At 65.8% G+C, this 14,372-nt stretch carries 11 protein-coding genes; 7 read left to right on the top strand and 4 right to left on the bottom strand.

Annotated features, from left to right (window positions below; all coding sequences use genetic code 11):
- Positions 1-4 precede the first annotated feature (4 nt).
- Positions 5-2,419, bottom strand: a complete 2,415-nt coding sequence (locus ACYCVF_RS09985; RefSeq protein WP_459602108.1) for a phosphoketolase family protein — start codon at positions 2,417-2,419, stop codon at positions 5-7.
- A gap of 209 nt (positions 2,420-2,628) precedes the next feature.
- Between ACYCVF_RS09985 and ACYCVF_RS09990 the strand changes: the two genes are divergently transcribed.
- From ACYCVF_RS09990 to ACYCVF_RS10005, 4 genes are all read left to right on the top strand, one after another.
- Positions 2,629-3,792, top strand: coding sequence for a PA0069 family radical SAM protein (locus ACYCVF_RS09990; RefSeq protein WP_459602110.1), 1,164 nt, complete (start codon positions 2,629-2,631; stop codon positions 3,790-3,792).
- A gap of 24 nt (positions 3,793-3,816) precedes the next feature.
- On the top strand, positions 3,817-4,272 hold the full coding sequence (locus ACYCVF_RS09995; protein WP_459602112.1) for a VOC family protein: 456 nt from the start codon (positions 3,817-3,819) through the stop codon (positions 4,270-4,272).
- A gap of 77 nt (positions 4,273-4,349) precedes the next feature.
- The gene (locus ACYCVF_RS10000) at positions 4,350-5,222 is read left to right on the top strand and encodes a ribonuclease HII (protein WP_459606546.1); all 873 of its coding nucleotides are present in this window, start codon (positions 4,350-4,352) and stop codon (positions 5,220-5,222) included.
- 256 nt (positions 5,223-5,478) lie between these two features.
- Positions 5,479-6,987: a glycosyltransferase family 39 protein gene (locus ACYCVF_RS10005; RefSeq protein ID WP_459602116.1), complete on the top strand. Its 1,509-nt coding sequence runs from the start codon at positions 5,479-5,481 to the stop codon at positions 6,985-6,987.
- 145 nt (positions 6,988-7,132) lie between these two features.
- On the opposite strand, the gene ACYCVF_RS10010 is transcribed toward ACYCVF_RS10005, so the two are convergent.
- Positions 7,133-7,939 carry a uracil-DNA glycosylase gene (locus ACYCVF_RS10010; protein WP_459602118.1) on the bottom strand — a complete coding sequence of 269 codons (807 nt, stop codon included), beginning with the start codon at positions 7,937-7,939 and terminating at the stop codon, positions 7,133-7,135.
- Between the two features lie 135 nt (positions 7,940-8,074).
- On the opposite strand from ACYCVF_RS10010, the gene ACYCVF_RS10015 reads away from it, so the two are divergent.
- The 3 genes from ACYCVF_RS10015 to ACYCVF_RS10025 all read left to right on the top strand — a co-directional run bounded on the left by ACYCVF_RS10015 (position 8,075) and on the right by ACYCVF_RS10025 (position 12,737).
- Positions 8,075-9,736: an electron transfer flavoprotein-ubiquinone oxidoreductase gene (locus ACYCVF_RS10015; RefSeq protein WP_459602120.1), complete on the top strand. Its 1,662-nt coding sequence runs from the start codon at positions 8,075-8,077 to the stop codon at positions 9,734-9,736.
- A gap of 290 nt (positions 9,737-10,026) precedes the next feature.
- The gene (locus tag ACYCVF_RS10020; RefSeq protein WP_459602122.1) at positions 10,027-11,823 is read left to right on the top strand and encodes a tetratricopeptide repeat protein; all 1,797 of its coding nucleotides are present in this window, start codon (positions 10,027-10,029) and stop codon (positions 11,821-11,823) included.
- 29 nt (positions 11,824-11,852) lie between these two features.
- A complete protein-coding gene (locus tag ACYCVF_RS10025; RefSeq protein WP_459602124.1) occupies positions 11,853-12,737 on the top strand; it encodes a 4-(cytidine 5'-diphospho)-2-C-methyl-D-erythritol kinase in 885 nt (294 codons plus the stop codon).
- A gap of 103 nt (positions 12,738-12,840) precedes the next feature.
- On the opposite strand, the gene ACYCVF_RS10030 is transcribed toward ACYCVF_RS10025, so the two are convergent.
- Positions 12,841-13,719 carry an alpha/beta fold hydrolase gene (locus tag ACYCVF_RS10030; protein ID WP_459602126.1) on the bottom strand — a complete coding sequence of 293 codons (879 nt, stop codon included), beginning with the start codon at positions 13,717-13,719 and terminating at the stop codon, positions 12,841-12,843.
- Positions 13,712-14,344, bottom strand: coding sequence for a LysE family translocator (locus ACYCVF_RS10035; protein WP_459602739.1), 633 nt, complete (start codon positions 14,342-14,344; stop codon positions 13,712-13,714). The genes ACYCVF_RS10030 and ACYCVF_RS10035 overlap by 8 nt, the downstream gene beginning before the upstream one ends.
- Positions 14,345-14,372: the final 28 nt, after the last annotated feature.

Raw genomic sequence — 14,372 nt, forward strand, 5'->3', positions numbered from 1 at the left:
GGCGTCAGTCTCCGGCTTCCGCGGGCGTGGTCCCGCCTGCGCTGTTGGGCCAGACCCAGTCCCGGATCTCGGGCATGTCCTCGCCGTGCTCGCGGATATAGCGGGAGTGTTCGATCAGCTTGTCGCGGAATTGCTGCTTCACATGCGCCGCCTTGGTCGCGAGCCCCGGCACGCGCTCGATCGCCTCGATCGCGAGATGGTAGCGGTCGAGCTCGTTGAGCACGACCATGTCGAACGGCGTCGTCGTGGTGCCTTCCTCGGCGAAACCCCGCACGTGCATGCCGGCATGATTGGTACGGTTGTAGGTCAGCCGATGGATCAGGTAGGGATAGCCATGATAGGCGAAGATCACGGGCTTGTCCGAGGTGAACAGGCCGTCGAAGTCGCGATCGGAAAGGCCGTGCGGGTGCTGCTTCCTGGGTTGCAGCGTCATCAGGTCGACGACGTTGACGACGCGGATCTTCAAATCAGGCAGCGCCTTGCGCAGGAGGTCTACGGCCGCGAGCGTCTCCAGCGTCGGCACGTCGCCGGCGCAGGCCATCACCACGTCGGGCTCGCCCTTTCCATCCTCCGTTCCGGCCCAGGTCCAGATACCAATGCCGGCATCGCAGTGTGTCGCTGCGTCCTGCATCGAGAGCCATTGCGGCGCCGGCTGCTTACCGGCGACGATGACGTTGATGCGGTTGTAGGTGCGCAGGCAGTGATCGGCGATCCACAACAGCGTGTTGGCATCCGGCGGGAAGTAGATGCGGACGATGTCGGCCTTCTTGTTGGCGACGAGGTCGACGAAGCCGGGGTCCTGATGGCTGAAGCCGTTATGGTCCTGGCGCCAGACATGCGAGGTCAGGAGATAGTTGAGCGAGGCGATCGGGCGCCGCCACGGCAGTTCGCGCGTGACCTTCAGCCATTTGGCATGCTGATTGAACATGGAATCCACGATGTGGATGAAGGCCTCGTAGCAGGAAAAGAAGCCGTGCCGTCCGGTGAGCAGATAGCCCTCGAGCCAGCCCTGGCAGAGATGCTCGCTCAAGACCTCCATCACGCGGCCGTCCTGGGCGAGATGCACGTCGTAGGATTCGATCGGCTCCATCCAGACGCGTTCGGTGGCCTCGAACACGGCATCCAGCCGGTTCGACGCCGTCTCGTCCGGGCCCATGATGCGGAAATTGCGCTCTTGGGCGTTGAGGCGGATGACGTCGCGCAGGAATTTGCCGAGCTCGCGCGTCGCTTCGGCCGTGGAGCCGCCGGGCTGCGGCACCTCGATTGCGAAGCGGCGGAAGTCCGGCAGCTTCAGCTCTTTCTCCAGGAGGCCGCCATTGGCATGTGGATTGGCGCCCATGCGCCTGACACCTTCGGGCGCGAGTGCTTGAAGCTCGGGAATGAGAGCGCCGCTCGCGTCGAACAGCTTTTCGGGCTCATAGCTGCGCATCCAGTCTTCGAGGATCTTCAGATGCGCCGGATTTTCGCGGCAGCCGCTGACCGGCACTTGATGCGCGCGCCAGAACCCCTCGACCTTCTTGCCGTCGACTTCCTTCGGTCCGGTCCAGCCCTTCGGGCTGCGCAACACGATCATCGGCCAGCGCGGCCGCTCGACGCTTTCCCGCCCGTCGCGGGCATGCTGCTGGATCGAACGGATACTGGCGAGCGCGACGTCGAGCGCGTCCGCCATGGTCTGGTGCATCAATTTGGGATCGTCGCCCGCGACGAACAGCGGCTCGTGGCCGAACCCGCGGAAGAGATCGCGGATCTCTTCGTCCCGCATCCGCCCGAGCACGGTTGGATTGGCGATCTTGTAGCCGTTGAGATGCAGGACCGGCAGCACCGCGCCGTCATGGGCCGGGTTCAAGAACTTGTTCGAATGCCAGGACGCCGCGAGCGGGCCGGTCTCGGCCTCGCCGTCGCCGACCACGCAGGCGACGATCAGATCAGGATTGTCGAAGGCCGCGCCATAGGCATGGACCAGCGCGTAGCCGAGTTCGCCGCCTTCGTGGATCGAGCCCGGGGTTTCCGGCGCCGCATGGCTCGGGATGCCGCCGGGGAAGGAGAACTGCCTGAACAGCTTGCGCAATCCGTCCGCATCGCGCGCGATGTCGGGATAGATCTCGCTGTAGCTGCCTTCCAGATAGGTGTTGGCGACCATGCCGGGGCCGCCATGGCCCGGGCCGCAGACATAGATGACGTCGAGGTCCAGCGCGCGGATGACGCGGTTGAGATGGGCGTAGATGAAGTTCAGCCCGGGCGTCGTGCCCCAATGTCCCAGCAAACGCGGCTTGATGTGCTCGGGCCGTAACGGCTCGCGCAGCAGCGGATTGTCGAGCAGGTAGATCTGCCCGACGGAGAGGTAGTTCGCGGCGCGCCAATAGCGATCGAGCAGATCGAGGTCGCTGCTCGCGGCAGCCGATTGTTGTTGATTTGTCATGTTGTTGCCGACCTTCACCCAGCGATCGTCACCAACTTTGTTCCGGCGCGATCGATCCGTCGCGGGATCAAATCGGATCGCGGTGACAGGGGTGTTGCGTGAGGTCAAAGGCGTGCGCCCGAAGTTTGGGCGGCTACTGTGCATGGGGTTGTTTTCACGTTTTTTGTTTGTGTTCTTGATTTGTTCCTTTGTCATGCTATCTTGGCTTCATGAGTCCAGCATCTTCACATGCTCTCAAGCACCCGCCGGTCACGGCGCCCTCCGAGCCGGCGGGTGCGCCTTCAGATTTCCCCGAGCTTGGCGTCGCCATCGACCGCGCGCGCAGGCGAGGGCGGGGTGCCCAGTCCAACGCCAGCGGCCGCTATGAAGCCGAGGCCCGCGTCGCCTTCGACGATGGCTGGCAGAGCCTGGAAGAGCTGCCGCCGTTCAAGACCAGTGTCGGTATCGACACCTCGCGCAAGGTGATCACCCGCAACGATTCCCCCGACATCGGCTTCGACCGCTCGATCAATCCCTATCGCGGCTGCGAGCACGGCTGCGTCTACTGCTTCGCGCGGCCGACCCATGCCTATCTCGGCCTCTCGCCGGGGCTCGACTTCGAGTCGAAACTGTTCGCCAAGCCCGAGGCGCCGGCGCTGCTGGAGAAGGAGCTCGCCGCCTCTGGCTACGAGCCGCGGATGATCGCGATCGGTACCAACACCGATCCCTACCAGCCCATCGAGCGCGAGCGGAAGATCATGCGCGGTATCCTCGAGGTCCTGGAACGCGCCGGCCATCCGGTCGGCATCGTCACCAAATCGGCGCTGGTGATGCGCGACATCGACATTCTCGCACGCATGGCCAAGCGCAACCTCGCCAAGGTCGCGATCTCGGTGACCTCGCTCGATCCGAAGCTGGCGCGCACCATGGAGCCGCGGGCCTCGACACCGCCCAAGCGGCTGGAGGCGCTGAAGCTGCTTTCGGAGGCCGGCATTCCCACCACAGTGATGGTCGCGCCCGTGATCCCCGCGCTCAACGATTCCGAGATCGAGCGCATCCTCGATGCCGCCGCCCATGCCGGCGTCAAGGAAGCCTCCTACGTGCTGCTGCGGCTGCCGCTGGAGGTGCGCGATCTCTTCCGCGAATGGCTGATGGCGAACTATCCGGACCGCTATCGCCACGTCTTCACCCTGATTCGCGACATGCGCGGCGGGCGCGATTACGATGCGAAATGGGGCGAGCGGATGAAGGGCACGGGGCCGATGGCCTGGACGATCGGCCGCCGCTTCGAGATCGCTTGCGACAGGCTCGGCCTCAACAAGCGTCGCTCCCGGCTGACGACGGATCACTTCGCGCGGCCGAAGCGGAACGGCGATCAGCTCAGCCTGTTCTGAGACGGGAAGCGAGCGAGGTGTGTCATGAGCGAGGAATTGCCGGCCCCGGTGCCGAGGCTCACCGTCATCACGCTTGGTGTGAGCGACATGCGCGCCAGCATTGCCTTCTACGACGCGCTCGGCTTTTCGCGTCGGCTGAAGGCGACCGGCGAGGCGGTCGCCTTCTACGACACCGGCGGTCCGGTGCTCGCGCTGTACCCGTGGGATCAGCTCGCGGCCGATGCGAACTTGCCGGGCCAAGCGAGGCCGACGAGCTTCCGCGGCACGACGCTCGCCTGGAATTGCGCCACGCGCGAGGAGGTCGACGCGGTGCTGTCCTTCGTAGTCGACAAGGGAGCCGCGCTGCTGAAGGCGGCGCACGAGACCGACTACGGCGGCTATTCCGGCTACTTCGCCGACCCCGACGGCCATCCTTGGGAGGTCGTGGTCGCGCCCGGCATCGAAGTGGGCGAGGACCGCCGGGTGCATCTGGCGGAGTAGGACGGTCGGCCTGAATAACGGGAATTATCCTGGGTTCCCGGTTGCGCTGACGAAGCCTCTTGCGCACGATCCCGGCCATGATTCGGGACAAGTCCGCCAAGAACCCAGCCAGAGACGCGCCGAAACAGGAGGCTGCGAAGAAGGCCGCGCCTGCCAACGCGGCCAAGATGCTTGCGGCGAAGACGCCTGCGGCCAAGGCTCCGAAGGTTCCTGTCGGCAAGAAAGGTATCATTGCCGTTGCTCCGCCGACCTTCCGCCGCGAGCGCGCGCTGATCAAGCGCGGCGTCTGGCCGGTCGCCGGGTGCGACGAGGCCGGCCGCGGCCCGCTGGCAGGTCCCGTGGTGGCAGCGGCGGTGATTCTCGACCCCGACCGTATTCCGCGTGGCATCGATGATTCCAAGCGGCTGACCGCCGAGGAGCGCGAGAAGCTGTTCGACAAGATCTGCGCCACCGCGCAGGTCTCGGTCGCCGTCGCCTCGCCCTCGCGGATCGACCGCGACAACATCCTGCGTGCCTCGCTGTGGGCCCTGAAGCGCGCCGTGGTGGCGCTGCCCGAGACGCCCAGGCACGTCTTCGTCGACGGCCGCGACCGGCTGGACACCGAATGCGAGTGCGAGGCCGTGATCGGCGGTGACGGTATCGTGCTGTCGATCGCCGCGGCGTCCATTGTCGCCAAGGTGACGCGCGACCGGCTGATGTGCGCCCTCGCGCAGGATTGCCCCGGCTACGGCTTCGAGCAGCACAAGGGCTACGCCGTGCCCGAACATCTCGATGCCCTCGACCGGCTCGGCCCCTCCATCCACCACCGCAGCTTCTTCGCTCCCGTGGCCGCCGCCCGCGCCAAGCACATGCCCTGGACGGTCGAGCCGGTGCAGGACTCGTTCTCCGTCGCCGAGGTCGATGTGCAGGTGGACGCCCAGATCGAGATCAGCGCTTCCACGAATCTCTAGGACTCGCCCCGCAGCTTCCGCCTCGTCATGAGCGGGCTCGACCCGGCCATCGCGACTTGGCCGCCTGCTTTGCAGAACGTCGATGCGCGACAAGCCCGGGAATGACGACCTGCCGCGCAAGAGCCCTTGTGCGTCACTCCGCAAGAACGGGGAGAGCGGCCAGACCGAAGTTGCCACGACGCGCAGTGCCCCTTATCAAAGTATTCGTGGGCGAATAGGGCCGGCTGGACGGTTGGCTGCATCTTTCGGACGTTGCATGCGGTTTACCTCCCTGGTCATCGAGCTCATTCGCGCCCGGCCGCGGCTGATCGTCTGGATCGCCGTGCTGCTCCAGGCCGCGATGTGGCTGTTCGTGGCGCTGGTGTTCTACCGCAGCCCGCCGGGCAGCCTCGCCACGCTGCTGGCCTTCGGCAGGGAATACCAGGTCGGCACCGATCTCGGCCCGCCGCTGCCGGTCTGGCTCGCCGACATCGCCTATCGTGCCGCCGGCGGCCACATGCTGGGCGTCTATGTCCTCGCCCAGCTCTGCGAGATCGCGACCTTCATCGCACTCTACCATCTCTCCCGCGCCGTGATCGGTTCGCAGCAGGCGGTGCTCGCCGTGCTGCTGACCATGACGGTGCTGGCCTTCTCCTCGCCTGTGCTCGACTTCGGCCCCCTGGTGCTGGCGCGGCCGCTCTGGGCGATGTTGCTGCTGCATTCCTGGCAGATCATCGGCCAGCGCCGCGGCAACGCCTGGTTCGCCTGGTCGATCGAAGCAGGCCTGTTGCTGCTGACGACGCCGGCGGCGATCTTTCTGCTCGGGCTGATCGTCGTCCTCGCGGTTTCGACCGCCCGCGGCCGCAGGACGCTGCGCGGGCTCGATCCGCTGTTTGCACTGATCGTCGTCGCCGTGCTGGCGCTGCCCTATGCGGTCTGGCTGATGCGGGCCGAGACGCTGGTTCTCCCGACCCTGCCCCAAATCGCCGAGTTGAACGCTCGCGCAATCCACGCGGCGTGGCTGCTCGGCGGGCTCGTGCTAGGGGCAGCGGCGATTCCGGCCCTGACCTTTCTCAACAGCGGGCTGTTCGCCGGCAAGGGCGAGGAGCCGCCGATCATCTACCGCCCGCCGGTCGAGCCGCTCGCGCGCAACTTCGTCTATTTCTTCGCGCTGGCTGCGCCGCTCGGCGCGGTGCTGGTCTCCGGCCTGCTGGGGCTCGAATCCGTCGTCGGCGGCGCCGGCGTCGTGCTGGTCATGTCGGGGCTCGCCGTCGTCGTCGCGGCCGGCGACCTCATCGCGATGCGCCGCGCGCGGATGCTGCGCATGGTATGGGCCGCCGCCGTTGTCGCACCCGCCGCCGGCGTGGTGCTGGCCGTCCTGTTGCTGCCCTGGACCGGCGCCAACGAGATTGCGACCTCGATGCCGGCCCGCGCGATCTCGGACTTCTTCGACGAGAGCTTTGCCCGTCGCACCAACCATCGCCTGCGCGCCGTGGCCGGCGAGACCCAGCTCGCCAGCCTGATTGCGCTGCATTCGGGTCGGCCGCATCTCTTCATCGACGCCAACCCCGCGCGCACGCCCTGGATGAATCAGGCCAAGTTCAGCGAGACAGGCGGCGTCGTCGTCTGGCGCGCCTCCGACACCGCCGGCACTCCGCCGCCGGAGATCCTCAAGCGCTTCCCGGGCATCGTGCCGGAAGTCCCGCGCGCCTTCGAATGGCTGGTGACGGGCCGCCAGCAGCTGCTGCGCATCGGCTGGGCTATCGTGCGGCCGAAAGGGACGTGACACTCTCGTGCCCCGGACGCTGCGCAGCACGAAGTGATGCGCTGCAGAGCCGGGGCCTATCTTGCCGCACGGTACGTGGTGCTTTTTGGGTCCCGGTTCTGCGGAGCGTCACTACGTGCCGCACCGCGTCCGGGACACGAGAGCATCAACCCGCCAACACCTTCGCGATCGACCGCAGATCCTGCCAGGCCAATCGCTTGTAGGATGGTGAGCGGAGCAGATAGGCCGGGTGAAACGTCGGCAGCGCGCGGATGGTGCGCCCACCCGTCTCGTAATCGAACCAGCGTCCGCGGGTGCGCATGATGCCCTCGCGTGTTCCAAGCAAAGTCTGCGTCGAGGGATTGCCGAGTGTCACCAGCACGTCTGGATTCACGAGCTCGATATGGCGCTGGATGAAGGGCAGGCAGATTTGGGTCTCCTGCGGCGTCGGCGTGCGGTTGCCGGGCGGCCGCCAGGGAATGACGTTGGCGATATAGGCGGTGGTGCGGTCGAGGCCGATGGCGCCGATCATGAGGTCGAGCAGCTTGCCGCTTCGCCCGACGAAAGGCAGCCCCTCGATGTCCTCGTCGCGGCCCGGCGCCTCGCCGACGAACATAATCCGCGCCTGCGGATTGCCGTCGGCGAACACCAGCCGTGTCGCGGTGTGCTTCAGCGCGCAGCCCTCAAAGCCCTGCATCAGCTCGCGTAGCGATTCCAGCGTCGGCGCGCTGCGCGCGGCCTCGCGTGCGGACGCGATCGCGACGTCCGGCGCCGGCGCGCTCTCGCCCCGCAACACCGCGGGTGCGGCCGGCGGCCGTGGCGTTTCGATCGGAGGTGTCGCGCGAGGGGCCGGCGGCGGGGCATCCAATTCCGCCAGGCGGTCGATCGGTTCCTCCGCGAGCGCGCAGTCGACACCGGCCTCCAGATAGAAGGCGAGAAGCTCTCGGACGGTGGGCGCGGGTTCAGGGATCATGGGAAAGTCTGACTTTTATACCACCTTGGGCGGCCTTGCATCCCAGCGGAATGCATTTCCGTGGTTGTCCTACCCGGAAAAATCGGAAACAAGGGGGCGCAAACGATGAAGGACCGTCTCGAGGGCTGAGATCAGATGAGCACCGAAGAACTTCCCCCGCGCGAATCCATGGAATTCGACGTCGTCATCGTCGGCGCCGGCCCCTCGGGCCTCGCCGCGGCGATCCGGCTGAAGCAGGTCAACGCCGATCTCAACGTGGTCGTGGTGGAGAAGGGCTCCGAGGTCGGCGCGCACATTCTCTCCGGCGCCGTCATCGATCCGGCCGGGCTCGACAAGCTCATTCCGGATTGGCGCGAGGATTCCGATTGTCCGCTGAAGACGCAGGTGAAGGACGACCGCTTCTTCTGGATGACCGGCGCCGGGGCGATCAAGCTGCCGAACTTCATCATGCCGCCGCTGATGCACAACCACCATTGCTACATCGGTTCGCTCGGCAATGTCTGTCGCTGGCTGGCGCGCAAGGCCGAGGCGCTCGGGGTCGAGATCTATCCGGGCTTCGCCGCCGCGGAGGTGCTCTATGACGAGGACGGCAGGGTCAAGGGCATCGCGACCGGCGACATGGGCGTCGGCCGCGACGGCAAGCCGAAGGACTCCTTCACTCGCGGCATGGAATTGCTCGGCAAGTACACGCTGTTCGCCGAAGGCGCCCGCGGCAGCCTGACCAAGCAGCTCATCAACAAATTCGCGCTGGATGCCAAGAGCGAGCCGCCGAAATTCGGCATCGGCCTCAAGGAAGTCTGGCAGATCGATCCCGCCAAGCACCAGAAGGGCTTGATCCAGCATTCATTCGGCTGGCCGCTCGATATGAAGACCGGCGGCGGCTCGTTCCTCTATCACTACGACGACAATCTCGTCGCCGTCGGCTTCGTCGTGCATCTCAACTACGACGATCCCTACCTCTCGCCCTTCGACGAATTCCAGCGCTTCAAGACCCATCCCTCGATCCGCGGCACTTTCGAGGGCGCCAAGCGGCTCGCTTACGGCGCGCGCGCCATCACCGAGGGCGGCTATCAGTCGGTGCCGAGGCTCAGCTTCCCCGGCGGCGCGCTGATCGGCTGTGCCGCCGGCTTCGTCAACGTGCCGCGCATCAAGGGCGTCCATAATGCGATGGGCACCGGCATGCTCGCGGCCGAGCATGTCGCGGCCGCGCTTGCCGCCGATCGCAGCAATGACGAACTCGTCGGGTACGAGGACGCCTGGCGGTCCTCGTCGGTCGGCAAGGATCTGTTCCTGGTCCGCAACGTCAAGCCGTTGTGGTCGAAGTTCGGGACGGTGCTCGGCGTCGCGCTGGGTGGCTTCGACATGTGGTGCAACACGCTGTTCGGCGCGTCGCTGTTCGGCACTCAATCCCATCTCAAGCATGATCGTGCCACGCTCGATCCAGCCAGGCAGCACGCGCCCAAGAACTACCCGAAGCCGGACGGCAAGATCTCGTTCGACAAGCTATCCTCGGTGTTCCTGTCCAACACCAATCACGAGGAGGATCAGCCGATCCATCTGAAGGTGACCGACATGAACCTCCAGAAGACGTCGGAGCACGACGTGTACGCCGGTCCCTCGAACCGCTATTGCCCGGCTGGAGTCTATGAGTGGATTGAGGAGGGGTCTGGCCCGCGCTTCCAGATCAACGCGCAGAACTGCGTCCACTGCAAAACCTGCGACGTGAAGGACCCCAACGGAAACATCACGTGGGTTCCCCCCGAGGGCGGCGGCGGTCCCAACTACGAGGCCATGTAAGGCCGGGTCACGCCTGCGATTTGGCGCACGTTCGCGTGAGGATCCGGCTGCGGCCAGCCGCCGCGGCCACGATAAGGCCATAGTAGCGGCGTCTTGGGGCGTTCCTGTCGGATTGATTTGGCCGATTTCGGGGCGTGCGGCGGGATCGCCCGGTCCGAATCCTTGCGGCGAAGCGCCAAAAGCGGCATTGTCGGCCAGACGGTTCCGGGTCCCGATGCCACCGGCCGCGTTCGCATGCGATACGGCCTTCCGCTGCAAACCCAGGCACTACCAACTCAAGGCGAGCCCTGATGTTTTCAAATCGTTTCAACCGCTGGACAGTTGCCGCCATCGCCCTCGTGAGCACAGCGATCGCGACGGTCCCCGGCAAGGTCCTGGCGCAGACGCCGGACCACCCGGAGAACACGGCGGCGCAGTTTCCGACCCGAAACGATCTGAAGTCGCTCACCGGTGCCGGCAGCTACCTCGCCGCCCGCCACGCCAGTGTCGAGCGTGACGCTTCGTCCGCCGCCGCATTCTACCGTTCGGCGCTCCGCACCGATCCCAAGAACAACGAGCTGCTCGACCGTGCCTTCATCTCGTCGGTCGCCGACGGCGACATCGACGAGGCGGTCAAGCTCGCCGAGCGTATCCTGACCATCGACAAGACCAACCGCGTCGCGCGTCTCGTCGTCGGCGTGCACGATCTCAAGCTGAAGAAGTACGCGGCCGCCCAGACCAACATCAACCAGTCGATCCGCGGCCCGATCACCGATCTCGTCGCCACGCTGCTGTCGGGGTGGGCCGCCTATGGTGCCGGCGATTCCAAGGGCGGCGTCGCCACCATCGACAAGCTGGCAGGTCCGGAATGGTATCCGCTGTTCAAGGACCTTCACACCGGTATGATCCTGGAGCTCGCCGGCAAGGAGAAGGACGCCGGCACCCGCTTCGAGCGCGCCTACAAGCTCGACGATTCCATGCTGCGCGTCACCGAAGCCTACGCGCGCTGGCTGTCGCGCAACAAGGATTCGGCCGCCGCAATCACGGTCTACCAGGCCTTCGACAAGAAGCTCGCGCGCCATCCGCTGATCCAGGAAGGCCTGCGCGAGACCAAGGCCGGCAAGAAGATGCCGCCGCTGGTCGATTCCGCGCAGGCCGGCGCCGCCGAGGCTCTCTACGGCATCGGTGCCACGCTGACCCGCCGCGGCGGTGAGGATCTGGCGCTGGTCTACCTCCAGCTCGCACTCTATCTGCAGCCGAGCCATCCGCTGGCACTGCTCTCGCTCGCCGACCTCTATGAATCGGTGAAGCGGCCGAAGATGGCGATCAAGGTCTATGAGCGCGTGCCGGCGACCTCGCCGCTCAAGCGCAATGCACAGATCCAGCTCGCCATCGACCTCGATTCCGCCGACCGCACCGACGAGGCGATCAAGATCCTCAAGGGCGTCACGGCGGAAGATCCCAAGGATCTCGAAGCCATCATGGCGCTCGGCAACATCGAGCGCGGCCGCAAGAGGTTCGGCGACTGCGGCGCGACCTATTCGCAAGGTGTCGAGGTGCTGCCGGCCGGCAACGACAAGGCCAACAGCGTCTGGTACTATTATCGCGGCATCTGCGAGGAGCGCTCGAAGCAGTGGTCCAAGGCCGAGGCCGACATGAAGAAGGCGCTGGAGCTCCAGCCCGACCAGCCTCACGTCCTCAACTATCTCGGTTATTCCTGGATCGACCAGGGCGTGAATCTCGACGAAGGCATGAAGATGATCAAGCGCGCCGTCGAGCAGCGTCCCGACGACGGCTACATCGTCGATTCCCTCGGCTGGGCCTACTACCGCATCGGCAACTACGAAGAGGCGGTGAAGCACCTCGAGCGCGCGATCGATCTCAAGCCCGAGGATCCCACCATCAACGACCATCTCGGCGACGCCTATTGGCGCGTCGGCCGCACGCTGGAAGCGAAATTCCAGTGGTCGCATGCGCGCGATCTCAAGCCCGAGCCGGAAGAATTGCCGAAGATCGAGGCCAAGATCGCCAATGGTCTCGTCGACGACAATTCGAATTCTTCCGCGGCGCAGGCCGAGAAGAAGAAGGACGACGGCAAGGGCGGCTAGACCGGGTGAAGTTTGGGGGCGTGTCGCCGATGCCGGCGTTGATTGAAGAGGGGCGGGCGAAGGTCAATTTGAGCCTTCGCGTCGTCGGCCGTCGGGCCGACGGCTATCATGATCTAGAAAGCGTGGTTGCGTTCGCCGACTGCGCCGACCGGCTCACACTGGAGCCGGGCGCACAGCTGAAGCTCACCACCACCGGACCGCTGGCGGCGGCTTGCGGCGATACCGCCGATAATCTCGTGCTCAAGGCCGCCAGGCTTCTGGCGGAGGAGGTCCCGAACCTGAAGCTCGGTGCCTTCGCGCTCGACAAGGTGCTGCCGGTTGCCGCCGGTATCGGCGGCGGCTCGGCCGATGCCGCGGCGGCGCTGCGGCTCCTGGCGCGTCTCAACGATCTATCGCTCGATGATCCCCGCTTGCAGAAGGTCGCGCTCGCGACCGGCGCGGACGTGCCGGTGTGTCTCGTCTCGCGCGCCTGCGACATGACCGGGGTCGGCGAGCAGCTGTTGCCGCTCGCGCTGCCGAGCATGCCGTGCGTCATGGTCAATCCGCGCGTGCCGGTCGCGACCAAGGACGTGTTCCAGGCGCTGGGCCTGCGCAACGGCGAGCTTCTGGTCGGCGTCACCGACGTCATCCGCGCACCGGCCTGGCCGGAGGAGGGCGCCTCGATCGCCGATTGGGTCGAGGTTCTCGAGACGGTGGGCAACGACCTCGAAGCGCCTGCGATGCGCATCGAGCCTGTCATCGGCGAGGTCCTGGAAGCCTTGCGCGAATCCGCCGGCGTCAAGCTCGCGCGTATGTCGGGGTCGGGTGCGACATGCTTTGCGATCTATGGTGCGCCTGTTGAAGCCCATGCCGCCGCCGAAAAGATTCGGCGCGATCACCCCGGCTGGTGGGTGCATGCGGGGACGCTGAGCTAGATCCTTCTCCGACGACCCTGAGTAGCCCGGACGAGCGAAGCGACATCCGGGATTCCTCCGGCGTCCCGCATGTCGCTGCGCTCATGCGGGCTACGGATCGGGACTATACCGCGCCATCCTCGTCAAGCCCGAGAAACTGCCGGATACTGTTCAATACCTCCTCCGGCTTGTCTTGCTGCAGCCAGTGTCCCGCGCCCGCGATGGTCTCGATGCGCGCCTGCGGGAAGTACCGCTCCAGGCCAGCTGCCCTGGCGCCGGCCAGAAAACTCTCTCCCGCATTCAGCAGCAGCGTCGGACAGGCGATGCGCGACCAGAGCTCGATGTGATCGTCCGGCCAGAGCCGGTGCGGCGCAGAGGCACGCTGGTAGGGATCGAATTTCCAGCTGTAGGTGCCGTCCTCGTTCTGGCGCGCGCCGTGGGTGGCGAGATGCATCGCGAGCTCGCGGGACAGCCGCTTGTTGTGAAGCACCATCTGCGCGGCGGCCTCCTCGAGGGTCGCATAGCGGCGCGGCGTGCGGTCGTGCAGCTTGTCGAGCTGGCCGACCCATTTGCCGATGCGCTCATGGACTGGCGGCTTTGGCGTATCCGGCAACATGGTCACGCCGTCGAGAACGACAAGCTTTTCGACCTGCTCGGGGAATGAGCCCGAAAAGATCAGGCTCACCATGCCACCCATCGAATGGCCGATGAGAGTGACCCGAGGCGCTGCAATGGTGCGAACGAGGCGGGTGAGATCGTAGACATATTCCGTCAGCGCGTAGCTTCCGCCTCGGGTCCAGTCGGAATCGCCGTGACCGCGCAGGTCGGGTGCGAGCACGTGAAAATGCGGCTGCAACGATCGGGCGATGTGATCCCAGCTTCGGCAATGATCGCGGCCGCCATGGACCAGGATGAGAGGAGGCGCGGCCTCATTGCCCCAGTCGGCGTAATGCAGCCGCAGGCCTTGCGATTCGTGGAAACGGCTTTGCGGGGCACTAGCCATTTGCCGGCCGCCGCGCCAGCGCAAGCGAGAGGCCGAGGCCGGCGATGAAGGCGCCCGAGCCCTGGGTGAGGCGCCGCATCAAGTGCGGTCTTCCGATCAGCTGCGTGCGTGTTGCGGAGGCCATCAGCACCACCACCACATCCGCGAGCGTGTTCAGCGCGACCGAGATCGAACCGAGCATGATGAATTGCAGCGTGGGGTTCGATCCCGAGGGATCCAGGAACTGCGGAATGAAGGCGAGGAAGAATGCCGCGGTCTTCGGGTTCAGCGCCTCGACCAGCACGCCGTCACGGAATGCACGCTTGTCGCCGATTGCCTCGCTTTCGAGCGACAGCGCGCGGCCGGCGTTGCGAAACGTCTTGATGCCAAGCCAGACCAGATAGAGCGCGCCGACGAATTTCACGGCGGCAAACAGCTCGGCGCTGGCCAGGATGATCGCGGAGATGCCGAGGCTGCCCGCGACCACGTGAACCAACCCGCCCAGCGCCGTACCTGCGGTCGATGCGACGCCGCTGGCGCGTCCCTCCGACAGGGTCCGTGCCGCCACGTAGAAAATGCCGGGGCCCGGAACTGCGGCGATCAGACAAGCTGCGGCGAGGAATAGCCAGAAATTCGTTTCAATGATCATCCTGTTTTCGTAGCGGAGCGACCGG

Source organism: Bradyrhizobium cedriense, assembly GCF_054602315.1.